The 23,009-nt window shown below is 63.9% G+C and carries 24 protein-coding genes; 5 read left to right on the top strand and 19 right to left on the bottom strand.

The window, feature by feature from the left end; translation table 11 throughout:
• Window positions 1–79: 79 nt before the first annotated feature.
• From sufC to JI743_RS06080, 7 genes are all read right to left on the bottom strand, one after another.
• The gene (gene sufC / locus JI743_RS06110) at window positions 80–913 is read right to left on the bottom strand and encodes a Fe-S cluster assembly ATPase SufC (protein WP_201926904.1); all 834 of its coding nucleotides are present in this window, start codon (window positions 911–913) and stop codon (window positions 80–82) included.
• Window positions 914–1,039: 126 nt separating this feature from the next.
• Window positions 1,040–1,528 carry a hypothetical protein gene (locus JI743_RS06105; RefSeq protein WP_236659700.1) on the bottom strand — a complete coding sequence of 163 codons (489 nt, stop codon included), beginning with the start codon at window positions 1,526–1,528 and terminating at the stop codon, window positions 1,040–1,042.
• Entirely contained in the window at window positions 1,525–2,043 is a 519-nt protein-coding gene (locus JI743_RS06100) for an endonuclease domain-containing protein (protein WP_201926901.1), read from the bottom strand. Before JI743_RS06100 ends, JI743_RS06105 begins: the two co-directional genes overlap by 4 nt.
• Window positions 2,040–3,527: a Fe-S cluster assembly protein SufB gene (gene sufB, locus JI743_RS06095; RefSeq protein WP_201926899.1), complete on the bottom strand. Its 1,488-nt coding sequence runs from the start codon at window positions 3,525–3,527 to the stop codon at window positions 2,040–2,042. The genes JI743_RS06100 and sufB overlap by 4 nt, the downstream gene beginning before the upstream one ends.
• On the bottom strand, window positions 3,524–4,033 hold the full coding sequence (locus JI743_RS06090) for an RrF2 family transcriptional regulator (RefSeq protein WP_236659699.1): 510 nt from the start codon (window positions 4,031–4,033) through the stop codon (window positions 3,524–3,526). The genes sufB and JI743_RS06090 overlap by 4 nt, the downstream gene beginning before the upstream one ends.
• A 302-nt stretch (window positions 4,034–4,335) precedes the next feature.
• Window positions 4,336–5,223, bottom strand: coding sequence for an AraC family transcriptional regulator (locus tag JI743_RS06085; RefSeq protein WP_201926897.1), 888 nt, complete (start codon window positions 5,221–5,223; stop codon window positions 4,336–4,338).
• Window positions 5,224–5,316: 93 nt separating this feature from the next.
• Window positions 5,317–7,050 carry a DUF885 domain-containing protein gene (locus tag JI743_RS06080; protein WP_201927344.1) on the bottom strand — a complete coding sequence of 578 codons (1,734 nt, stop codon included), beginning with the start codon at window positions 7,048–7,050 and terminating at the stop codon, window positions 5,317–5,319.
• A 141-nt stretch (window positions 7,051–7,191) separates the two neighbouring features.
• Between JI743_RS06080 and JI743_RS06075 the strand changes: the two genes are divergently transcribed.
• From JI743_RS06075 to JI743_RS06065, 3 genes are read left to right on the top strand one after another with little or no spacing between them, the layout of a single operon-like run.
• A complete protein-coding gene (locus tag JI743_RS06075) occupies window positions 7,192–8,262 on the top strand; it encodes a quinone-dependent dihydroorotate dehydrogenase (RefSeq protein WP_201926895.1) in 1,071 nt (356 codons plus the stop codon).
• A 41-nt stretch (window positions 8,263–8,303) separates the two neighbouring features.
• On the top strand, window positions 8,304–9,992 hold the full coding sequence (gene ggt, locus JI743_RS06070) for a gamma-glutamyltransferase (RefSeq protein WP_201926893.1): 1,689 nt from the start codon (window positions 8,304–8,306) through the stop codon (window positions 9,990–9,992).
• A 60-nt stretch (window positions 9,993–10,052) separates the two neighbouring features.
• On the top strand, window positions 10,053–11,858 hold the full coding sequence (locus JI743_RS06065; RefSeq protein ID WP_201926891.1) for an AMP-dependent synthetase/ligase: 1,806 nt from the start codon (window positions 10,053–10,055) through the stop codon (window positions 11,856–11,858).
• A gap of 75 nt (window positions 11,859–11,933) precedes the next feature.
• Here the strand turns inward: JI743_RS06065 and JI743_RS06060 are convergent, their stop codons facing one another.
• The 11 genes from JI743_RS06060 to JI743_RS06010 form a co-directional block, all read right to left on the bottom strand.
• Window positions 11,934–12,380, bottom strand: a complete 447-nt coding sequence (locus JI743_RS06060) for a hypothetical protein (protein WP_201926889.1) — start codon at window positions 12,378–12,380, stop codon at window positions 11,934–11,936.
• Window positions 12,381–12,444: 64 nt separating this feature from the next.
• On the bottom strand, window positions 12,445–13,173 hold the full coding sequence (gloB, locus tag JI743_RS06055; protein WP_201926887.1) for a hydroxyacylglutathione hydrolase: 729 nt from the start codon (window positions 13,171–13,173) through the stop codon (window positions 12,445–12,447).
• A gap of 67 nt (window positions 13,174–13,240) precedes the next feature.
• Window positions 13,241–13,678: a VOC family protein gene (locus JI743_RS06050; protein ID WP_201926885.1), complete on the bottom strand. Its 438-nt coding sequence runs from the start codon at window positions 13,676–13,678 to the stop codon at window positions 13,241–13,243.
• A 9-nt stretch (window positions 13,679–13,687) separates the two neighbouring features.
• Complete coding sequence (locus JI743_RS06045; protein WP_201926882.1) at window positions 13,688–14,125, bottom strand: acyl-CoA thioesterase; 438 nt, start codon at window positions 14,123–14,125, stop codon at window positions 13,688–13,690.
• Between the two features lie 8 nt (window positions 14,126–14,133).
• Window positions 14,134–14,898: an alpha/beta fold hydrolase gene (locus JI743_RS06040; RefSeq protein ID WP_201926880.1), complete on the bottom strand. Its 765-nt coding sequence runs from the start codon at window positions 14,896–14,898 to the stop codon at window positions 14,134–14,136.
• A gap of 4 nt (window positions 14,899–14,902) precedes the next feature.
• On the bottom strand, window positions 14,903–15,157 hold the full coding sequence (locus tag JI743_RS06035; protein WP_201926878.1) for a DUF6356 family protein: 255 nt from the start codon (window positions 15,155–15,157) through the stop codon (window positions 14,903–14,905).
• 78 nt (window positions 15,158–15,235) lie between these two features.
• Entirely contained in the window at window positions 15,236–15,664 is a 429-nt protein-coding gene (locus JI743_RS06030) for a MerC domain-containing protein (protein ID WP_201926876.1), read from the bottom strand.
• Between the two features lie 134 nt (window positions 15,665–15,798).
• Window positions 15,799–16,728, bottom strand: coding sequence for an alpha/beta fold hydrolase (locus JI743_RS06025; RefSeq protein WP_201926874.1), 930 nt, complete (start codon window positions 16,726–16,728; stop codon window positions 15,799–15,801).
• Between the two features lie 22 nt (window positions 16,729–16,750).
• Complete coding sequence (locus JI743_RS06020) at window positions 16,751–16,942, bottom strand: helix-turn-helix transcriptional regulator (RefSeq protein ID WP_201926871.1); 192 nt, start codon at window positions 16,940–16,942, stop codon at window positions 16,751–16,753.
• Window positions 16,939–17,349 carry a hypothetical protein gene (locus tag JI743_RS06015; protein WP_201926869.1) on the bottom strand — a complete coding sequence of 137 codons (411 nt, stop codon included), beginning with the start codon at window positions 17,347–17,349 and terminating at the stop codon, window positions 16,939–16,941. Before JI743_RS06015 ends, JI743_RS06020 begins: the two co-directional genes overlap by 4 nt.
• A 3-nt stretch (window positions 17,350–17,352) precedes the next feature.
• Window positions 17,353–17,532 (bottom strand): hypothetical protein, encoded by a 180-nt coding sequence (locus JI743_RS06010; protein ID WP_201926868.1) that lies wholly within the window; start codon window positions 17,530–17,532, stop codon window positions 17,353–17,355.
• 201 nt (window positions 17,533–17,733) lie between these two features.
• Between JI743_RS06010 and thrS the strand changes: the two genes are divergently transcribed.
• Together thrS and JI743_RS06000 are read left to right on the top strand one after the other, a co-directional pair.
• A complete protein-coding gene (gene thrS, locus JI743_RS06005) occupies window positions 17,734–19,740 on the top strand; it encodes a threonine--tRNA ligase (RefSeq protein WP_201926866.1) in 2,007 nt (668 codons plus the stop codon).
• A gap of 2 nt (window positions 19,741–19,742) precedes the next feature.
• Window positions 19,743–20,498 (top strand): sulfite exporter TauE/SafE family protein, encoded by a 756-nt coding sequence (locus JI743_RS06000; protein WP_227339928.1) that lies wholly within the window; start codon window positions 19,743–19,745, stop codon window positions 20,496–20,498.
• Here the strand turns inward: JI743_RS06000 and JI743_RS05995 are convergent.
• Window positions 20,495–22,996, bottom strand: a complete 2,502-nt coding sequence (locus JI743_RS05995) for an ABC transporter permease (RefSeq protein ID WP_201926864.1) — start codon at window positions 22,994–22,996, stop codon at window positions 20,495–20,497. The genes JI743_RS06000 and JI743_RS05995 overlap by 4 nt on opposite strands.
• Between the last annotated feature and the right edge of the window lie 13 nt (window positions 22,997–23,009).

Genomic DNA, 23,009 nt, shown 5'->3' with positions numbered 1-23,009 from the left:
ACCTGATCCGGGGGCCACGCGGTCATGGATGCCGGATCAAGTCCGGCATGACGAGGAAAGGAAAGGCGGGCGCGATTGTTCACGCCGCAATCTCCGCATAACCATGCGCTTCCAATTCCCGCGCCAGCTCCGGCCCGCCCGACTTGACGATGCGGCCGCCTGCGAGGACGTGGACGAAATCGGGCTCAACATAATCGAGCAGGCGCTGATAATGGGTGATCAGCAGCACCGCCTTGTCGGGTGCGCGCATGATGCTGTTGATCCCGTCGCCGACGGTGCGCAGCGCGTCGATGTCGAGGCCCGAGTCCGTCTCGTCGAGGATCGCGAGGCGGGGGTCGAGGATCCCCATCTGCACCATCTCGTTGCGCTTTTTCTCGCCGCCCGAAAAGCCGACGTTCACGGGGCGCTTGAGCATGTCCATGTCCATCTTGAGCAGCCCCGCCTTCTCGCGCGCGAGCTTCAGGAACTCGCCGCCCGACAGCGGTTCCTCGCCGCGCGCCTTGCGCTGCGCGTTGAGGCTCTCGCGCAGGAACTGGACGTTCGACACGCCGGGAATCTCGACCGGATATTGGAAGCCGAGGAACAGGCCGGCGGCGGCGCGTTCATGCGGTTCGAGGGCGAGGAGGTCGATGGCTTCCCCATCATCGTCACCCCGGACTTGATCCGGGGTCCATTCCGGCGCCGCAGCCGTGGATGCCGGATCAAGTCCGGCATGACGAGGAGGGGTGAACATCACCGAGCCATCGGTGACCTCATACCCCGGCCGCCCGCCGAGCACATAGGACAAAGTCGACTTGCCCGCGCCATTCGGCCCCATGATCGCATGAATCTCGCCCGCATTGATGCTGAGCGACAGGCCCTTGAGGATCGGCTTGTCGGCGACGGTGGCGTGGAGGTTTTCAATTTTGAGCATTAGTCTTTCCCAGGGCTTGCGCGGCGGACCGTTGTCCGCGCGGTCCTAGCGGGGTCGGGTCTGCCGGGGATTATTGGAATTGTGCTGGCAGTGGTCCACAAATCGCGGAGCTGGAGGGTTTCGCGGTCAGTCATGGGGTGGCACCAATTCATTGGTGATTGCCCGAGCCATTCTGTCAAATTCATCGCCGCGACCGTTCAGCCGGGCGGTGGCGTAGGTAAACCACAGCCCCGCGACCTGACGAAAGCGTTCAAGAACCACTCGTTGGTTCTCTGAATCGCCGTATATTCTTTGTTTCGACAGATATTTACCCGCTTTAAGGTCCGCCGCGTGTCGCTTTTCTGTGCAACGGGAGCGCGCTGAATGCATAGCTTCAATTGCTACTTTCCCCTCCTCAGTGCCGAAGCGATCATCGGCACTAAGGTGGTTGTAATAACATATAAAATAAGGGTAATAGATTTTATTGATCGTCTCGAGATGAAGCGCATGAACTTGGTTTTCAGGCTTTCGGGAATAGTCGTAAACACTATCGCCCTTGCCGTCTCTGGGGCGGGTAGTAATCGCTGGCATAGGTTGGGCGAGAATTATTAGAGTGGTGGCTAACGTCACTATCATCCCGCACTCCCCTCAAGGCTGATGCCCAGCAGTTTCTGCGCCTCAACCCTCTTAAGCCCCTCCCCTTTAGGGGAGGGGTTGGGGTGGGGGCCATCGGCCTTGCGTAAGGCTTCTGAAATGAACGTCAAAACGCCGTCCATGTTGGACATCACATCATGGTTCGTAACGCGGATGGTGCGATAGCCTTGCTCCGACAGCGCCTTATCGCGAGCGCGATCCACCAACTCTTCATGCGTGTCGCCATCGACTTCGATAATCAGCTTTGCCGACGCACAAACGAAATCTGCAATGAACCACCCGACCACCTGCTGACGCCGGAACTTGTGTCCATCCAACTGTCCGTTCGACAAACTCCGCCACAGGCGTTTTTCCGGCTCGGTCGGGTTGTTGCGCATCTGGCGCGCGCGAGACTGCAACTCGGCGATGTCCAAGGCCGATAGACCCCACCCCCGGCCCCTCCCCTGAAGGGGAGGGGTGTTGAGTTGCTTCGCCTGATCGCGAAGGGTCCAGTTCATCCGACCGACCCCTCCAACGAAATCCCCAGCAGTTTCTGCGCCTCAACCGCAAACTCCATCGGCAATTGCTGCAGCACTTCCTTCGCAAAGCCGTTGACGATCAGCGCCACCGCTTCCTCCGCATCCAGCCCGCGCTGCATGGCATAGAAAAGCTGGTCGTCGCTGATCTTGCTCGTCGTCGCTTCATGCTCGACGGTGGCGCTCGGGTTGCGGACTTCGATGTACGGTACGGTGTGCGCGCCGCTGAGCGAGCCCAGCAGCAGGCTGTCGCACTGGGTGAAGTTGCGCACGCCCTCCGCGTTCGGTGCCACGCGCACCAGCCCGCGATAGGTGTTGTTCGACTTGCCCGCGCTGATCCCCTTCGACACGATGGTCGAGCGGGTGCGCTTGCCGTTGTGGATCATCTTGGTGCCGGTGTCGGCCTGCTGGTAATTGTTGGTGACCGCGACCGAATAAAATTCGCCGACGCTGTCGTCGCCGTTGAGCACACAGCTCGGATATTTCCAGGTGATCGCGCTGCCGGTTTCCACCTGCGTCCACGACACCTTGCTGCGCTTGCCCTGGCACAGCGCGCGCTTGGTCACGAAATTATAGATGCCGCCAAGGCCCTCGGCATTGCCCGGATACCAGTTCTGGACGGTCGAATATTTGATCTCGGCATCGTCGAGCGCGACCAGTTCGACCACCGCGGCGTGGAGCTGATTCTCGTCGCGCATCGGCGCGGTGCAACCTTCGAGGTAGCTGACGTAGGCGCCCTTGTCGGCGACGATCAGCGTCCGCTCGAACTGCCCTGTATTTTCGGCATTGATGCGGAAATAGGTGCTGAGCTCCATCGGACAGCGCACGCCCTCCGGCACATAAACAAACGTCCCGTCCGAAAAGACCGCGCAGTTCAATGTCGCGAAATAATTGTCGTGCATCGGCACGACCTTGCCGAGCCACTTCTTCACAAGCTCGGGATATTCGCGGATCGCTTCCGAAATCGACAGGAAGATCACGCCCGCGCGCTTCAGCTCTTCGCGAAAGGTCGTCGCGACGCTGACGCTGTCGAACACCGCGTCGACCGCGACCTTGCGCGCGCCCTCGACGCCCGCGAGCACCTTCTGCTCCTCGATCGGGATGCCGAGCTTTTTATAAACCTCGAGAATTTCGGGATCGACCTCATCGAGGCTGCTCAGCTTCGGCTTGGGTTTCGGCGCCGCATAATAATAGGCGTCCTGATAGTCGATCGGGGGCACGTTGAGCTTCGCCCAGTCGGGCGGGGTCATCGTCTGCCAGTGGCGGAACGCCTTCAGCCGCCAGTCGAGCATCCATTCGGGCTCGTTCTTCTTGGCGCTGATGAAGCGCACCGTATCCTCGGTCAGCCCCTTGGGCGCAAAGTCGGTCTCGATCGCCGAGGACCAGCCATGCTCATAATCGGCGACCTTTGCGGCGGCATCGTGGGCGGCCTGGTCCTTGACGGGGGTTTCGGGTGTGTCGGTCATTGCAAAATTCCGTTCGCCTCGAGCGAAGTCGAGAGGCCCATCGTGGGTGCACTGTCGAGGGGTGTCTCGACTTCGCTCGACACGAAGGGGTTTGATTTGGTTGGCGTGGCGGTCAGGCTCGCGAGGCTTATCTCCGCCAACGCTCCACGCACCGCGCCGTTCACCACGCCCCAGTGCGGCTGCACCTTGCAACTGCCTTCGAGCGCGCAGTCGTGCCGGCCTTCGTCGACGCAGCTCGTCAACGCGATCGGCCCTTCGACCGCCTCGATAATCTCGGCCACGTTGATCGCTGCCGCGGGCCGCGCGAGGCGCACGCCGCCGCCGCTGCCGCGCGATGCGACGAGCAGGCCGGCGCGCGCGAGGCCGCTCACCAGCTTTTGCGCGGTCGGCCCCGGGATTCCCGTCTGCTCGGCGAGCATCGCGGCGTGGATGGGCACCGACCCGCACTGGCGGGCGGCGGCGCTCATCAGCACGACGGCATAATCGGCAAGGTTGGACAGGCGCATGGGTGCGTCGGGTGCCTCATATCGTCCGCACTCTGCGAACGATTCTTAAGTGGAGTAAATCGTTCCACTTATATAGGCGCGGCGTTCGCGCGGTGCAAGCAAGGCAAAATTGGGTGCAGGCAAAAAAAGGCACCCGTCCGGCCGGGGCCAAACGAGTGCCGAGATGAAGGTCTCAGTCCTCGTCAGAGGAAGAGCTCTTCTGGGTCGCGAGGCCCGATTATGCCTTGCCAGCGATTCGCGATTGTATGGAAACGCCAAATCGACATGACGATTGAAATTAGATGCTTAACAGGCCCGAACTGTCACGTGTCTGAAACAATCGGACTCACTTTTCCCGCAAGATTCTTGCGTCCCTTGGCCGTCGCCTCGGTATAGCGTGACGGGCGTGCGAGCTGTCCCGGCGTCGCGCCGGCAAAGCGCTTGATCTCGCGGATCAGGTGCGACTGGTCGTAAAAGGCGTCGCCGAGCTTCGCCGAAGCCAGGTCCTCGCCGCGCGCGAGAGCCGATGCCGCGCGAACCGCGCGATATTTGCGCGCGAGCATGCGCGGCGACAGGCCGTAATAATGCTTGGTCATCCGCTCGACCGACCGGATCGACATGCCGGTCGCTTCGACCAGTTCGGGGACTTGCGGCGACGCCGATTCGGTCAGCCACTTGTCGACGGTGCGGATGAACCACAGCGGCGCCGGCTCGCCGGGCTTCATGATCTCGCGCACGATATTGTTTGCGATCACGAGCCGATCCTCGACGCTCGTTGCTTCGATTAGCGCGCCGACCGCATCGTCGATCCAGCCGCCGAACAGATCGGCGGCGTCGATCGCCCGGTCGGTCAACTTTTCGGCTTCGTCGCCCATCAGCGCGGCCCAGCCGGCGGGCATGATGCCAAAGCCATAGAGGGCGGTCGGCCCGCGCGCGATCGCACGAACGCTGCCGCTAGTCGGGCCGATAATCGTAGCGCGCGCGGCCGGAAAACGGTGACCGCCGGGAAAGACATATTCGCCGTCGGGCTTGGTCATGATGCGGAACTGCGGCCGGTCGGCGCGCTCATATTCGTCGAACAGCGGCATATCGAGCCGCGCGAAATAAAAGCTCGACACCATGTCGGTCAGGTCGGGATCGGGCGCAAAATAGTGCAGCTCAAATGGCTGGCTGGTGTCCGCACCGTCCGGCGGAGGTAACTGGTCAGGCATTCATGACGACCCCCGGCAACATTATTGCTGCCTTGTTGATGCCTCTATAATTTTCAATTCACCCCCGCGCGTCAAGGCGCAATCCGATTCTTGTTAACCTTTTTGCTTGGCAATCCACCTGTCGACGCGCCGATCCAGTATGTCGAGCGGAACCGGTCCCGATTCGAGCACAACCTCGTGAAATGTCCGATAATCGAAACGGTCGCCGAGCGCCGCCTGCGCCCGTCCGCGCAATTCCATGATCTTGAGCTTGCCGATCAGATAGGCGGTCGCCTGGCCCGGATAGACGATGTAGCGCTCGATCGCCTTTTCGATGTCGCCGTCAGGGTTCGGCGTGTTCTCCTTGAGATAGGCGATCGCCTGTTCGCGGCTCCAGCGCTTGTCGTGGATGCCGGTATCGACGACCAGGCGGCACGCGCGCCACAGCTCCATACCGAGGCGGCCGAAATCGCTGTAGGGATCGGTGTAGAAATCCATGTCCTTGCCCAGCTCTTCCGAATAGAGGCCCCAGCCTTCGGTATAGGCGGTCACGCCGCCGAAGCGGCGGAAGGGTGGCAGCTCCTCAAGCTCGGTCTGCACCGCGCGTTGGAGATGGTGCCCCGGAACCCCCTCGTGATAGGCGAGGGCTTCGAGCTCGGTCTTCGACATGTCGCGCAGGTCGTACAGATTCACATAATAGGTGCCGGGGCGCGATCCGTCGGGCGAAGGCGATTGATAAAAGGCTTTGCCCGCCGATTTCTCGCGAAACGCCTCGACCGCCTTCACTTGGAGCGCAGCCTTGGGGAGCGTGAGGAAGAATTGCGGAAGCCGCGCCTCCATCGCCTTCACCCGCGCATCGACGTCGGCCAGATAGGCTTCGCGCGTTTCGTGGAAATATTGCGGGCTGGTGCGCAGATGCTCGAAAAATTGCTGGAGCGTCCCCTTGAACCCGACCTTGGCCATGATCGCGCGCATCTCGCCATGGATGCGCGCGACTTCGGAAAGGCCGAGGTTGTGGATTTGCTCCGCGGTCATGTCGGTCGTGGTGTAATTGGCGAGCAACGCTTCATAATAAGCCTTGCCGTCCGGCAGCCTCCAGACGCCGTCGTCGGTCGGTGCCACGGCCTGCTGACGCTTCATCTCGGCGAGCAAGCGGTCGTAGGCCGGACCGGCGCTTTCGACCCAGGCCGCCTTTGCCGCCGCAATCAGCCGCGCCTTTTCGGCGTCGGCGACCGTCAGCTTGCCGACCTTTGCGGCGAAATCGTCGAGCACCGCATTGTCGGGCCGGTTGATGTTGCCAATGTCCGAAATGACATAGGGATAGACCCATTTGGGCGGTTGCACGCCAGCGGCGGCGCGCTTCGCCGATTCGGCCGTCTGGATGTCGAGCCACGGCCCGAGCCCGCGAATGCGCTCGACATAAGCTTCGGCCTCCGCCGGGTCGGCGACGCGGTGGATATTGATCAGGAAGGCGGGGCCGCTGCTCTGCGCGCCGTTCATCTGGTCGAAGATGTAGCCGTGGTTGCGATAGGGAAACAGCCGGTCGGCGCGCGCCGCCGCTGCGAGGAACAGTTCGTGCGAAAGTGCATCGTCGGGTGAAAGGCGTTGCGGATCGAAGCCGTCGCGCAGCGCGGCCGCCGTTGCCTGACGCAACGAATGATTGGCGATTTCAGCCTCTTCGCTCGGGTCGTCCCATCGGCCATAGTCGGCGTCGCGAATCCCGCGATACGCCTTGTCGATGGGCGACAGCGACAATTGGGCTTCGTCATATTTGCGGAAAAATTCGCCGAGGTCGGCACCTGCGGGCACCGGGTCGGACGCTGCCTGCGGCTGTTGTTCGGCGGCCATCGGCGCACAGCCGACGAGGGCAAATGCGGCGAGCGCGGTCGATGTCAGGACGATTTTGCGAAGCGGCGACACATTTTTCTCCCGGTTTTCCTGTTGTCTGCAGGCTTGCCATAGCGCCCGGTCGCGCGCAATGGCGGGGCCATGTCGCTCTTTGCTTCGCTCACCGACGCCGCCTATGCGCTCGTGCGCCCGGTCGTCCACGCCACCGACGGCGAGGCCGCCCATAATCTGACTCTCAACGCGCTGCAGCCACTCCCGCGAGCGCGCCACGCGCTGACCAGTCCCGCGCTCGCAACGCACTTTGCGGGGATCGAGTTCCCGAATCCCGTCGGCCTTGCTCCGGGCTTCGACAAGGATGCACGCGTCGCGCATGCGATGCCGCATTTCGGCTTCGGCTTTGTCGAAGTGGGCACGCTCACCCCGCTGCCGCAGGAGGGCAATCCTCGCCCTCGGCTGTTCCGGCTTGTCGAGGACGGTGCCGTTATCAATCGCATGGGTTTCAACAATGGCGGGCAGGCGAAGGCGACCGAACGCATCGCTTGCCTGCGCCGCTTCGGCCTTCCGGTTCCGCTAGGCATCAACATCGGCGCGAACAAGGACAGCGCCGACCGCGTTGCCGATTATGCAAAGGGCACGGCGGCGATGGCGCCGCTCGCCGATTATCTGACGGTTAATATCAGTTCACCCAACACGCCCGGGCTTCGCGCGCTTCAGGACAAGGGTGCGCTCGAGGCGCTTCTCGACGCCGTCGCGGCGGCGCAGCAGACGGGTGTTGCCGTACCGGTGTTGCTGAAGGTCGCACCCGACCTCGAGTCCGCCGACATCGACGATATCGTCAAGGTCGCGCTCGACAAAGGGATCGCCGCTGTCATCGTTGCGAACACCACGATTACGCGCCCGCCGCTGGCGTCGCCTCACGCCGGAGAGGCAGGGGGGCTTTCGGGCGCGCCGCTCGCTGCGTTGGCGCTTCAGCGGCTCAAGGATTTCCGGGCGGCGAGCGGCGGATCGCTGTCGCTCGTGGCCGCCGGGGGCATCGGGTCCGCCGAGCAGGCGTGGGAGCGCATTCGCGCGGGTGCCGGACTGGTGCAGATATATTCGGCCATGGTCTATTCGGGACCCGGTCTCGCAAGTCGGATTGCGAAAGGGCTTGAAGCACTCGCCGCGCGCGATGGTTTCGCCCGGGTAAGTGACGCGGTGGGCATCGATCACTGACAGGGTTGCGCGGGCGCGGGCGCCGCGCCAATGTCGCGCGCATGATCAAACGATTCCTCGGCTTTATCCTCGCCCTTTTTATCCTTCCCTCGCTGGCCTTCGCACAGGGGGTCTCCTCATCGGCCGACCCGCGCGCGACCGAAGCTGGGCGACAGATTTTGCAGCAAGGCGGCTCGGCTGCCGACGCCGCGGTCGCGATGGTCGCGGTGCTCACGCTCGTCGAGCCGCAATCGAGCGGCATCGGCGGCGGGGGCTTCCTCGTCTATCATGATGAAAGAGCGGGAAATATTACCACCATTGACGGGCGCGAGCGAGCGCCCGCCGCTGCCAAGCCCGAACGTTTCCTGGGCGCGGACGGCAAGCCGCGCGGCTATATGGATGTCATTCCCGGCGGACTGTCGGTAGGCGTACCCGGCAACGTCCGACTGATGGAGATGGCGCATCGCAAATGGGGGCGGCTGGGTTGGGACGCACTGCTCCAGCCCGCAATTCGCCTTGCCGAAGAGGGGTTCGAGGTTACCCCCGTGCTCCACAATTGGCTCGTCCGTTTCGAGCCCTTGTGGAAGGATTTTCCTGCGGCGCGGGCCATATATTATGTCGATGGCAAGCCTGCACCCGTCGGCACGCGCATTCGCAATCCGGCCTATGCCGCCTTGCTGCGCGACATGGCCACGCGCGGGCCCGACGCCTTTTACAGCGGCGCGAACGCGCGCGCGATTATCGACGCCGTCGCGACCGCCCCGCGCAACCCAGCGACAATCACCGCGAAGGACCTCGCCGCCTACCGGGCCGACGAACGTCCCGCGGTCTGCACCACCTATCGCGTTTACAAGCTTTGCGGCATGGGCCCACCCTCCTCGGGCGCGACGACCGTGTTCGGTATCCTCGGCATGCTCGAGGGTTGGGACATGAAGGCGATGGGCAAGGACAATCCGATGAGCTGGCACCTGCTCGCCGAAGCGATGCAACTCGCCTATGCCGATCGCGAACTCTATCTCGGCGATGCCGATTTCGTCGAGGTGCCGGTCGCCGGCCTGCTCGACAAATCCTATTTGGCCGAGCGCCGCCGCCGTATTTCGCCTTTCGGACCGGCCGAGGACTATCCCGCCGGAACCCCGCCCGGCGCACCGGCGCGGACCGCGTCGGGGCCGGTCGCCGAAAATGGTACGACGCACTTCGTCGTGGTCGATCGCGACGGCAATGTCGCCTCGATGACGTCGACAGTCGAAAGCATTTTCGGAAGCCACCTCATTGCCAACGGCTTTGTACTCAACAACGAACTCACCGATTTCGACCTCAGCCCCGAAAAGGCAGGGGCGCCTGCCGCCAACCGTGTCCAGCCGGGCAAGCGCCCGCTCTCGTCCATGTCGCCGACGATCGTCTACGGTCCAGACGGCAAGCCTGTTCTCGCCGTTGGCTCGGCGGGGGGCAAGCGCATCATCATGCATGTGACCAAGACGCTGATCGGAGTGCTCGACTGGGGGCTCAGCGCCGAGGAGGCGATCGCGCTTCCAAACCTGTATTTCGGTCGCGACGGCGTTCTCATCGAGGACAATGAGGCCGGTAGGGCGATTGCGGCGAAAATCGCGCCCTTCGGATACAGCTTTTCGCCCACCGATCTCGGATCGAAACTCAATGCGGCCGAACGCGTCGACGGTCATTGGCGCGGCGCCGCCGATCCGCGCGGTCCGGGAACATCGGCGGTCGACGACGCCCCGCCGCAGGGCTAATCAGATACGATAAGACGGCTGCACAGGCCGACGCCCATACCTCCCCGGGAGAGCAGAGGAATGAAGCTGGAGAATCCACATCTCGACCATTTTCCGAGTCTGGTCGCGATGTTCTTTGACCGTGCAGAAAAGGGAGGCGATTCGCCCTTTCTGTGGCGCAAGGCCGATCGCGCGTGGCAACCGCTGAGCTGGAACGAGGTTGCGAACCAGGTTGCGGCGCTCGCGCACAACCTGCGCAAGCTCGGGCTGAAAGAAGGCGACCGCGTCGTGCTGGTCAGCGAAAACCGCCCCGAATTCTGCATCGCCGATCTGGGAATCATGGCGGCGGGATGCGTCACCGTCCCGACCTACACGACCAACACCGAGCGCGATCACCAGCATATCCTCGACAACAGCGGCGCGCGCGCGGTCATCGTGTCAACCGCGAAACTTGCGCGCGTCCTGATGCCAGCGGTGATGCGGTCCGATGCAAAGCTGGTTATCAGCATGGAGCCGCTGCGCGTCGGGCAGCAGGGCGATGTCGAGATTTGCGACTGGGCGCCCCTCGTCACCGACGGCGCGACCTATGTCGAAGAAACCAAGGCGCGCGGCCTTGGCGTCAAGCGCGACGACCTTGCCTGCCTCATCTACACCAGCGGCACCGGCGGCGCGCCGCGCGGGGTGATGCAGCATCACGGCGCCATCCTGCACAATGCGGCCGGCGCCGCCGAGGTGCTGGTCAATGATTTCGGGATCGGGGAGGAAGAGGTGTTCCTGTCCTTCCTGCCCTTGAGCCACGCCTATGAACATTCGGGCGGGCAATTCCTCCCGATCATGGTCGGCGCGCAAATCTATTACAGCGAGGGGCTCGAAAAGCTCGTCGCCAATATCGAGGAGACGCGCCCGACGATCATGGTGGTCGTCCCCCGGCTGTTCGAGGTGATCCGCGCGCGGATGATCAAGGCGCTCGAAAAGCAGGGCAAGCTGGCCAATTGGATGCTCGCGCAGGCGCTGCGCGTCGGCGAAAAGGATTATGAGCGGCGCATGGGGGTGCTCGACCGGCCGGTCGACATGCTGCTCAACCGGCTTTTCCGGCCCAAGATTCAGAAGCGTTTCGGCGGCCGGATGAAGGCGCTCGTCTCAGGCGGCGCACCGCTCAATCCCGAAATCGGCGTGTTTTTCCATTCGATCGGCCTTACGCTGCTACAGGGTTATGGGCAGACCGAGGCAGGGCCGGTGATCAGCTGCAACCGACCGAAAACCGGGCTCAAGATGGACACGGTCGGGCCGCCGCTGATGAACACCGAGGTGCGCATCGCCGACGACGGCGAGATTTGCGTGCGCGGCGAGCTGGTGATGAAGGGCTATTGGCGCAACGAGGCGGAAACGCAGCGTGTGCTGGTCGACGGCTGGCTCCACACGGGCGACATCGGTCATGTCGACGAGGCGGGCCGCATCGTCATCACCGACCGCAAGAAGGATCTGATCGTCAACGACAAGGGCGACAATGTGTCGCCGCAGCGGGTCGAAGGAATGCTGACATTGCAGCCCGAAATCCTGCAGGCGATGGTCTATGGCGACAAGCGTCCGCACCTGGTCGGCATCCTGGTGCCCGATCCCGAATGGGCGAGCGAATGGGCCGAGGAACAGGGGCTGCCCAAGGACATGAAGCTGCTGCGCGAGCATGAGAAATTTCGCGCGGCGGTGCGCGCGGCGGTCGACCGCGTCAACGGCCAGCTTTCGGTCATCGAAAAGGTGCGGAAGTTCGACTTTGCCGACGAGCCTTTCACGATCGAGAACGAACAGATGACGCCGTCGATGAAGATCCGCCGCCATGTGCTGCGGCAGGTCTATGAAGAGAAAATCGCGTCGCTCTACAAAGCGTAGGCGCATATCGCAGGCGAGGGTGCGACCCGAAGAGCTCGGTGCAAACCGGAACCTCGCCTGCTGCCGGGCCGGAGCCTAGCCCTTGTCCCCCGCCGGTTTGCGATAGGGGACGAAGTCGCCAAAAACGCAGGTCGGACCGCGAATGCCGCTCGATCGGTCGACCAGATGAAAAAAGTCGCCCGAACAGGTCGATGACCCATATTGTTCGATGACCAATATATCGCTGTCGCGTGCGAGGCCCGGGCAGCTGCTCTTGAGATTGTTGCGATAAACGAGGTTCGATCCGCTGCGATAGAGCAAGATGTCGTCCGATACGCGGACGAGGTCAAGTGTGCGGAAGTTGGGCAGGCATTTGGTCGGTTCACCCGCGACCTTGCCCGCAAGCTGTTTGTCGAGCGTTTCGGCCTGCCGCGGCGTTAGTGCAGCGGCGCCGGGCTCGCCCGAACCGGCAGGGGCGCAGCCGGTAGCAAGCGGCATCGCCGCAGCCAGCAGCGCGGCCCCCACGAGATTCAGCTTTGCCATGAATATGCTCCTTGCGACTTGCGATTATTGTTATCGATAATGAATAGGCGCTGAAGCCGGCGCATCAGGCGGCATCTTTCAAGGCGCGAATACGACCGAGTTCGGTCGCGCTGTTGGCGCGCAAAAAGGGGTTGGTGGCCCGCTCTTCTCCGATAGTTGTCGGCACGGTTGCGTCACCGGCGCTTCGCGCGGTCTCGACTGCGGCAAGGCGCTTTGCGAGTGCGCTGTTGTCGGGTTCGACCGTGACGGCAAAGCGCGCGTTGGACAAAGTATATTCGTGCGCGCAGTAAACGCGCGTCGCGTCGTCCAGCTCTGCCAGCCGCTGCATGTTCGCGAACATCTGTTCGGCGGTGCCTTCGAACAGGCGCCCGCATCCCATCGCAAACAAGGTGTCGCCGACAAAGATCGCGCCATCATCGGCGAAATGATAGGCGATATGTCCCGCTGTGTGCGCGGGAACGTCCCACACCGCGGCGACATGATTGCCGAGGCGCACCGTGTCGCCGCCCGTTACCGTGATGTCGAGCGTCGGGATGCGCGCCGCTTCGGCGGCGGGCCCGGTGATCGTACACCCCGTCGCCTCCTTGATTGCGGCGTTTCCTCCCGTGTGATCGGGGTGCCAGTGCGTGTTCCAGATGTCGGTAATCGTCCAGCCTCGCTCGGTTGCCGCCGCGAGCACCGGGTCGGCGACCGCCGGATCGACCACCATCGTTGCGCCGCTTTCGGACTCGTGGACCAGCCAGACATAATTGTCGCTGAGGACCGGAATGCGGACGATTTCAAGCGCAGCCATCTCGTCTCCTTTCCCCCGTCCATCGTTCATAGCATAGACGGCGCGAAGACGAAGCAGCCTTGGTTGCTTACCAGCTTCCGCTGTTCGGCATCGACGCCCAGGGTTCGGCGGGGTCGAGATAGCCGTCCTGCAGCAATTCGACCGAAATGCCGTCGGGCGAGCGCACAAAGGCCATATGTCCGTCGCGCGGCGGGCGATTGATCGTCACTCCCGCGTCCATCAGGCGCTGGCAGGTGTCATAGATATTTTCGACGCGATAGGCGAGATGGCCGAAATTGCGCCCGCCCGAATAGGCCTCGGGCGCGCTACCGTCTTCGGGCGGCCAATTATAAGTAAGCTCGACCTCGGCGATCCCCTCCTGCCCGGGAGCGGCGAGGAAGATCAGCGTGAAGCGGCCCTTTTCATTATCAAAGCGGCGAACTTCTTCGAGCCCGATCAGCTTGAAAAAGTCGATTGTCGCGTCGGGATCGCTGACGCGGATCATCGTGTGGAGATATTTGGTCATGGGGGCAATTTAGGCGCGGAGCGCGCATCCTTCAAATGCTTCGAACATGTTTACGATTTCATCGGGCACGGGAGCGGGGGCGCCGCGCGCTTCGGCGACATGGACGCTGACCTCAAGCCCGGTGGCGCGCAAATCCTCCTTGCCCGCGCCGTGAAGTTCGAAAAGAAATGTCGCCGAACTGCGTCCGATCCGCGAACAGCGCACGCAGATGTCGATCTCTTCGTCGACCAGCATGGGCACCTTGTAGTCGACCTCGGCGCGCGCGACGTGAAACTCGGGGCTGTCGTGGACCGGCCAGCGTTCATAGATGCCGACTGCCCGCCAATATTCGGTGATGCCGATGTCGAAATATTCGAGGTAGCGGCTGTTGAACACGACCGCCTGCGCGTCGATTTCGGCATAGCGGACGCGTTTTCGGACGTGGAACTTGAAATCGCTGCGGGCCATTTATTCCTCTAATCGTTCGTTGCAAGCCGCGCGACGGTATCGATGAGTAGCGCGATGTCGCCCTCACGCGACAGGCGGTGATCGCCGCCCTTGACCAGCGTGACCTGTACATCCTCGCTCGCCAGCGCGGCGGCGAGGCGATGGCTGATCCCGGGCGGGACGTCGCCGTCGGCTTGCCCGTGGAGCAGGCGCACGGGGCAGGCAAGGGGGATCGGAGCGTCGAGCAACCGATTTGCCTCGCCCGACTGCCAAAAACGCCGCGTCGTCACATAGGGCTGGTCGCTGTAGGGCGTGTCCTCGCGCAGCTCGCCTTCGGCCTGGATGATCGCTTTCTCTTCGTCGCTGAAGCCCCAGTCCGTGAAATCGGGCGCCGCAGCAATGCCGACAAGTCCGGCCACGCGCGCCGGACCGTCGCGCCGGACAAGCGCGAGCGCCACCAGGAGCATCAGCCAGCCGCCCATCGATGAGCCGACCAGCAGCACCGGCCCTTCAGCCTTCGCGTCGATCAGGTCGAGCACATCGCCCCGCCAGTCGATCAGGTCCTGCTCGGCAAACAAACCCTCCGACGATCCGCACCCGGCATAGTCGAGCAGCAGGCATGCCCGCCCTTCGGCGGCAGCCCAGGCATAGAGCGCCGTCGCCTTGCCGCCCTCCATGTCGGACATATAACCGGGGAGGAAGACGATCGTCGGGCCGGTGCCAGCGATATGGCGATAGGCGAGGCGTGGGCGGCCGGTGCGGTCGAGGAGCTGAAACGCGGGACCATCCGTCATGGGTTCAGATCACCCAGTCGACAGTGTTGACCTGTATGGCCGCCTGGCCTTTTGCGGCGCGCTGTTCGACCATGATCTTGTTGAGTCGCCGGATCGTGTCGCTTCCCGTGGTGATGCACCAGCCGGGGACGATTGCGTGGACCAGCGCACAAAGTCCGCCCCAGATCATCGTCACACCGAATTTCGACGCGACGCCGAAATGTTCGATATAGCTTTCGTCGACGCTTTTGGGGTGATCGACAAACAGGCGGTTGAACATCGACTGGGCTTCCTTCCGTATGGGTGCCGCCCTAGCGGGCGCTGCGGTGCCTCGCAAGCGCAGCCGCGCTCGCACCATTCAATCATGCGTCGCCGGATGGCCGCCGCGGCGCCAGTTGATGAGGTGTGCGCCGGCGAGCAGCAGCGCCCCTGCGCCGGAGAAAAACCGGTCGGCGATCTCGGGGTCGGCCACCGGCAGCCAAGTTTCGTGCGCGGCAAGGCCCAGCGCAAGAAGCGTCAGGCCTGTCGCTGCCAGCAGGGCCGGCATCGGCCGCCTATGCCGCCGCCATCCCCCAACCATGGCGACAAGCGCAGCCGGCAGCGCCAGCATCAATATCGCGGCGTGGACTTCGCCGGAAAGGTCCAGCCATGTCGAAAGGGCGGGCGCAAGCACGAGGGCGAGCGGCAGGGCCAGACAATGGACGAGGCAGGCGACGGACAACGCGACACCCGCAAGATCGGCGGCGCGATGACGCAGGGACGGACGGTGCGCGACGGCAAGGGACATGTACGGAGCTTTCGATCAGGCGTACGCCCCATTTAGTGATACAGTATATCATTGCAAGAGTGTCTTGTCGCGCGTGTGGCTGTCGGTGGAAGTGCGGGCCTATGCGGCACGCGCATCGGATCTAAATTGTGGCGTCAGTCGGCCAAGAATTTATCGAGCGCCTCGGCAAAAGCCGCGGGCTGGTCGAGCATCAGGAAGTGACGGCTATCTGAGATCATCTGTGCGCGGAAGTTGGCAATATCGCGATAGGGCGTTTCGAACAGTGCCTTGGTTGCAACGGGCGACGCCACCCGATCGTCTTGCGCATAGACAAGCGTCACCGGCGCGGTGACCGAGCCGAGTTCAGCGCGCATGTCTGTCGTCAGGACATCATAAAAGGCCTGGGCGGACACTCGGGGGTCGGATGCCCTTGCCCATGTCGCAACCGCAATCCGCCCTTCGGCACTATTCGACATGCGCCCCATCGGGCTCTTTTCGCCCGGGTCGGCGACCGGTCCGTCGGGCTGCGGGCGGCCGTATTCTGCGCGCATCGCACCCGCTGCCACCTCGGCCTGTGGACGCAGCGTCTCGACAGTGGCATCCGGGGCGAACAATGTGCCGATAAAGGGCAGCGCGTCGACGATCATCAGCTTCCCGACCGCGTCGGGTTGGCGCGCCGCGATCATCAGCCCGGCGAGTCCGCCCATCGAGTGGCCGACGATTGCCGGAGCTTCACGTCCCGCTCCCAAGATACAGTCGTCGATATAACCCGCGACCTCTCTGGATGCCGGGTCCAGCACCGGCCCAGTGGCATTGGCGCCCGCAGAATCGCCAAACCCGCGGATCTGGACGATGTGGAGCCGGTACGCGTCCTTCAGCCGGCGTGCCGTGCGATCCCACACCGCGCGGGGTGACGACAGGCCCGGAAGCAATACGACGTCGGGGCCATTGCCCGAAATTGCAACGGTAACGCGCGTTCCGTCGAACAATGGCGCGCTGCATGCTTGTGGGATAGCAGCGGCAGTGGCAGCGGTAGTCGAAAGCGAGGCTGCGGCAAACGCCACAGCAAACGTCCATTTCAACATGTTCAGTCTCCGGGAAAATGCGTCAATCGCGCAGGAAAATCTCTTCGATCGAAAGGTCGAACAGGTCGGCAATGCGAAAGGCGAGTGGGAGCGAGGGGTCATATTTCCCCGTTTCGATCGCATTGACCGACTGGCGCGATACCTTGAGCCGCTCGGCAAGGTCGCCCTGGCTCCAGTCGCGCTCGGCGCGCAGCACCTTCAGCCGGTTCTTCACGGACAGCCCCCGTCGCCAAGCGTGAGCTTGTTGACAAGCGCGCCGACGCCAAGGCCGATGCACCAGAGGGGGAACACCCAGAAAATCTCGATCCGCGGTACGTCGGTATAGATTTCAAGGATGCCCCAAGTCGCAGTCAGCGCGAGGGTCATGGCCGTTGCAATCAGCGCTTTTCTCACCTCCAGAAAACGCAAATATTCGTCGGTCAGCTCCGCAAGGAAGCTGCCGATCGCCCAGATGAAAGCGAGCACCGCGATACCGGGAACGAGCGCGATGGCGACCGTCAGCGGCGTCGCTTTCGCATCGTCGGGGATGATGCTGCTCGCAGCGAAGATCGCGGCCACATAAATTGCCGAAACGGCGACCATGCGGCGAAAATAGCGACGGGTCGGGGCATCGATCGCCATCGGTCAGGCCTTTGCGCGTAGGCTGCAGCAGCGTGCTGCGCGCGGCGTCGTCGCGATCATCAGCGCCGGCAGCACGATGATCAGCGTGTTGGCGAGGTCCGTCGGGACCAGCTCAAAAATGCTCGCGACAGCAACGCCCATCAGGGCAACCGACCAGAGCAGGGCGCGGTGAACGGGATTCATTGGTCAAGCCTCCTTGTTCAATAGTAAAGGAACATTGACATAGCGAGTCGCGCATGTCAAGTGTCATTTACATAGTGACAAGCAACCTGTTCCGAGTCTTCGGCAACGCGCGCGCGTGACGATACGCCGGGCCTCTTGCGGCGGCGCAGCATGGCTGGCAAAGGGGCGCAGTTTAACTCCGCCAGAAAGGCCGCTTTCCCGATGTCCGAGATGATCCGTGTCACCCTTCCCGATGGCTCTGCCCGTGAAGTCGTGCGCGGGACTACCCCGGCGCAGATTGCGGCGGATATCGGCCCCGGCCTTGCCAAGGCGGCGCTCGCGGCGCGCGTCGACGGCGAGGTGCGCGACATCATGCGGCCGCTGGATGCCGACACGCAACTCGCGCTGATTACTGCGAAGGACGAGGCCGACGCGCTCGAATTGGTGCGCCACGACTATGCCCATATCCTGGCCGAAGCGGTGCAGGCGCTGTGGCCGGGAACGCAGATCACCTTTGGTCCCGCGACCGACGACGGCTTTTACTATGACGTGAAGGCGCCAGAGAGCCGCGACCCCTTCTCGATGGACGATTTGCCCGCGATCGAGGAAAAGATGCGCGAGATCATCCGCGCCGACAAGCCGCTCCGCCGCGAGGTGTGGAGCCGCGATGCGCTGATCGCCAAATGGGAAAAGGAAGGCGAGGTCTTCAAGGCCGAATGGGCAAAGGAATTGCCCGAGGGCGAGGAACTTTCCGTCTATTGGTCGGGCGACGACTGGCTCGACATGTGCCGCGGCCCGCATCTTGCGAGCACGGGCAAGGTTGACCCCCAGGCGTTCAAGCTGATGCGCGTCGCGGGCGCCTATTGGCGCGGCGACCAGCGCAACGCGCAGCTCACGCGCATCTATGGCACCGGCTGGCTCAACAAGAAACAACTCGACGCGCATCTCCACCGGCTCGAGGAGGCCGCGAAGCGCGACCATCGCAAGCTGGGGCGCGAAATGGACCTCTTCCACTTGCAGGAAGAGGCGCACGGCAGCGTGTTCTGGCACCCGCACGGCTATATCGTCTGGCGCGAGCTTGAGGCCTATATGCGCCGTGCCATCGACGCGGCGGGCTATCGCGAAGTCAAGACGCCGCAGGTGATGGATGCGCGCCAGTGGGAACAATCGGGCCACTGGGGCAAATATCGCGAGAATATGTTCGTCATCCCCGACGAGGTGCCGAATACCGAAGACGACGGGCCGCTGGTTTCGGACGCCGCCGAATGGATGGCGCTCAAGCCGATGAACTGCCCCGCGCACGTCCTGATCTTTCGCCAGGGGATCAAGTCGTATCGCGACCTGCCGCTGCGTTTCTACGAAAACGGCTGCTGTCACCGCAACGAACCGCACGGCGCGCTCCACGGGCTGATGCGCGTGCGCCAGTTCACGCAGGACGACGCGCATATCTTTTGCCGCGAAGACCAGATCGTCGACGAGGTGCAAGCCTTTTGCCAACTCGCCGACCGCATCTACAAGGACATGGGCTTCGACAGCTATGCGATCAAACTCGCGCTGCGCCCCGAAAAGCGCTTCGGCAGCGAGGAGATGTGGGACAAGGCCGAGGCCGAACTGCGCGCCGCGGTGGCGCGCGCGGGGCTTGCGACCGACGACTATGGCTGGGAAGAATTGCCGGGCGAGGGCGCCTTCTATGCGCCCAAGCTCGAATGGCATCTGACCGACGCGATCGGCCGGACGTGGCAGGTGGGAACGATCCAGTCGGACCGCGTGCTTCCCGAACGGCTCGACGCCTCTTATGTGGCCGAAGACGGCGAGCGGCATCGCCCGGTGATGCTCCACCGTGCGATTTTCGGCAGCTATGAGCGCTTCATCGGCATCTTGATCGAACATTTCGCGGGGCGCTTTCCAACGTGGCTCGCACCGGTGCAGGCGGTCGTCGCGACGATTGTCAGCGACGCCGACGATTATGCGAAGGAGGCGGTCGCGCAGCTCACCGCCGCGGGCATCCGCGTCGACACCGACCTGCGCAACGAAAAGATCAACTACAAGGTCCGCGAACACAGCCTCGCCAAGGTTCCGTACCTGCTCGTCGTCGGCAAGCGCGAGGCAGAGGAAGGCACGGTTGCGATCCGTACGCTCGGCCAGGATGGCCAGCGCGTCATGCCGCTCTCCGAAGCGATCGCGATGCTGAAGGCCGAAGCGACGCCGCCGGATCTGCGCAAAGATTGAACGTGCTTGCCGACCTGGTCGACCTCGCGCCGCTGACCTTTGCCGGTGCGGCGGCGATGACCTTTGGGGCAGCCTATGTGCGCGGGCTGACGGGGTTCGGGATGGCGATCATTCTCGTGCCGTTATTGGGCCTGATCGTCCCGCCGGGCGAGGCGGTGGTGCTGGGCATTCTGCTTCAGCTTTTGATCGGACCGGTCGGTATCAACATCATCCTGGCCGATGCCGATCGCGCGACCGCGCTGCCGATCGGGCTCATTGCGATGGCGACGACGCCGGTGGGCATGGTCGCGCTCGATGCGACGCGGCCTGAGGTGGCGAGGCTGTTGATCACGCTCGTCGCGGTTGGTGCCTTTGTCGCGGTGTTGCTGCCCAAGCAGCCGGCGGGGCACCGCCCGGGGCGTATCGCGGTCGCGGGGACCGGGTTGGTCTCGGGCGTGTTGACCGGCTTTGCGGCGATGCCGGGGCCGCCCGTTGTGCCCTTTTACCTCCGCCGCGCGCTCGACCCGCGCACGTCGCGCGCGTCGATGCTGCTGATCTTTTTCCTGACCGCGATTGCCGGGACGCTCGCGGCGCTGTGGGTCGGGATCGCGACGTGGAAGCTTTTCCTGCTGTCACTGCTGCTCTTTCCGCCGATGTGGTTCGGCAACCGCCTGGGCGGGCGCCATTTCGGCAGCGTGCCGCCGCATGTCTGGCAGACGATGGTCGCGCTTGTGCTCGGCATTGCCGCCGTATCGGCGCTGGTCAGGCTGATCGACTAGAGGCTCCGCAGCGCCTGCGCCGGCTTTGCCGAGAGGAGCGGCCAGCTTCCCGCGATCCCGATCAGGAAGGACAGGCCTGCGCCGCCGAGCAGGGTCAGGCCGACGATCAGCGGATCGGGCGCGAAGGTGAATTCGAAAAGTTGCGTCACCACATACCACGCCCCGGCCAGTCCGAGCCCCAGCGCGAGCAACGCGAGTACCGATGCGAGCAGCGCATATTCCATCCCCTGCGCTCCCAGAATCTGACCACGCGTCGCGCCGAGCAGCTTCAGGATCACGCTGTCATAGACGCGGCGCTCGCGGCTCGCGGCGATCGCGCCGATGAGCACAGCGATGCCCGCGAGGATCGCGATGCTGGCGGCGGCGGCGATCGCCTGGCTCATCTGCGTGAGCAGGATCGTGACCTGGCTGACGACATCGCGCACCGCGATGAGCGATGCCGAGGGGAAGGCGCGTGGAATGCTGCGCGCAAGGTTGGTTTCCGCGGTCTCGCCGACTGCGACCGTCGCGACCATATTGTGCGGGGCGGCGTCGAAACTGCCCGGCGAGAAAACGAGCACATAGTTGAGCCCGAAATTGTCCCAGTCGACAGTGCGGAACGAGGCAACGCGCGCCTGCACTTCGACCCCCAGCACGTTTACAGACAGCGTATCGCCGATTTCGAGGCCAAGCGATGCGGCAACCTCCTGTTCGACACTGACGAGCGGCGGGCCGCTGTAATCGGCCGCCCACCATTCGCCGCCGACGAGCGTGCTGCCGTTGGGCAGCGCGGGACTGTAGGTCAGCCCGCGGTCGCCGCGCAGCACCCACGCGCCCTCCGGCAATTGTTCGAGCTCGTCGACGCGCTGGCCACGGAATTCGGTGACGCTGCCGCGCAGTGCGGGGATCAGGTTGAGCTCGGCGCCCTTGTCGGCGGTGGTCACCATCGCGCGGAATTCGGTGCTGCGGTCGCGCGGGATGTCGAGCACAAAGAAACTTGGCGCGCGCTGCGGCACGGTGCGTGAAATCTCCGCAGTGATGCTCGTCTGGATCGCGGCGAGGGTGACGAAAAGGGTGAGGCCGAGGCCGAGCGCGACGACGAGCGCGCCGGTGGCAGAGCCAGGCCGGTGGAGGTTCGCCAGCGCAAGGCGCAGCAGCGGGCGGCGTGGGCGCGGCAGGCGGCTCGCGGTGCGACGGACGAGCCAGCCGAGGAAGACGAGGATGAGAAGCAGCCCGACCGCGGCGCCGATGAAGCTCAGCGCGAACAGCGGCTCGCGCGCAGTGCCGACCGCGAGTGCGACGATGGCCGCGAAGGCGATCACGACCGCCGCGATCGTGCGCTTGCCGATGCGCGCCGCGCCGCTGACGGTCGCGCGGTAGAGGCCCGCGGCGGTGACGTGGCGTGTCGCCGATAGCGGCGGCAGCGCAAAGGCGAGCGCAATGAGCAGGCCATAGGCGGCGCTCACCGCCAGTGGGAGCGGATAGAGGGCGAAGCCGGGCTTGACCGGCAGCACATCGCCCGCGATCCACCCAATTGCCGAGGGGATGAGCGCACCGACCGCGAGTCCCGCGACGATCGACACGGCGGCAACCGCGACAATCTGAAGCCCATAGATGCGCGCGACCGTCGCGCTGTCGGCGCCGAGCACCTTGAGCGTTGCCAGCGCAGGCCGCTTCCCCGACAAATAGCTTGCGACGCCATTGCCGACACCGATCCCTGCGATAACGAGCGCGGCAAGCCCGACGAGCGCGAGGAACTGGCCCATGCGCTCGATGAAGCGGCGCGTTCCGGGGGCGCCGTTGCTGCGGTCGGTGATGTCCCAGCCGGCGCCCGGAAATTGCTCGGTCAATTGCTTGCCGACGGTTTCGGGGTTGGCGCCGCCGGGCAAACGGATGCGATATTTGCTCTCGAACAGGCTGCCGGGCTGGATAAGCTGCGTCGCGTCAAGGTCGCCGATGCCGATCAGTGCGACGGGGCCGAGCGTGAATCCTTCGCCAAGCCGGTCGGGCTCTTCGGCGATGATGCCGTCGATAACGAACGCTTTTTCGCCGAACTTCACACTGGATCCGACTTTGAGGTCGAGCCGCGAAGCGAGGTCGGCGCCGATCCAAACCGCTCCGGGCGGGGGCGGGCCGCGACGCGCGCCATCGTCGGTGCGCATCGTGCCATAGAGCGGATAGGCGGCGTCGACGGCCTTGAGTTCGGCGAGCAGCGCGTCGCCGCCCGGCGCATTCGCCATCGCGCGCATCCGCACGGTTGCCGAAGCGGTGCCGGCAGCCCGGAACGCCGCCATTTCGGCGTCGGTCGCTTGTCGTTGCGGAAGGCTGAATTCGATATCGCCGCCGAGGATCGTCTGCCCGCGCGCCTCGAGTTCGGAGGTAATGCCGCGGGTCAGGCTGCCGATGGCGGCGAGCGTCGCGACGCCGAGAAAGAGGCACACGGCGAGCAGGCGAAGGCCACGGATACGCGCCGCAAGGTCGCGCCGCGCAATGCGCCAGAGGCTCGCGAGGGGGAGCATCAAAATCCTCCCC

It is taken from the genome of Sphingopyxis jiangsuensis (genome assembly GCF_016734905.1).
Lineage (GTDB): Bacteria > Pseudomonadota > Alphaproteobacteria > Sphingomonadales > Sphingomonadaceae > Sphingopyxis > Sphingopyxis jiangsuensis.
Note: the sequence above shows the minus strand (reverse complement) of the source record. Positions and strands in the feature narration are given on the sequence as shown.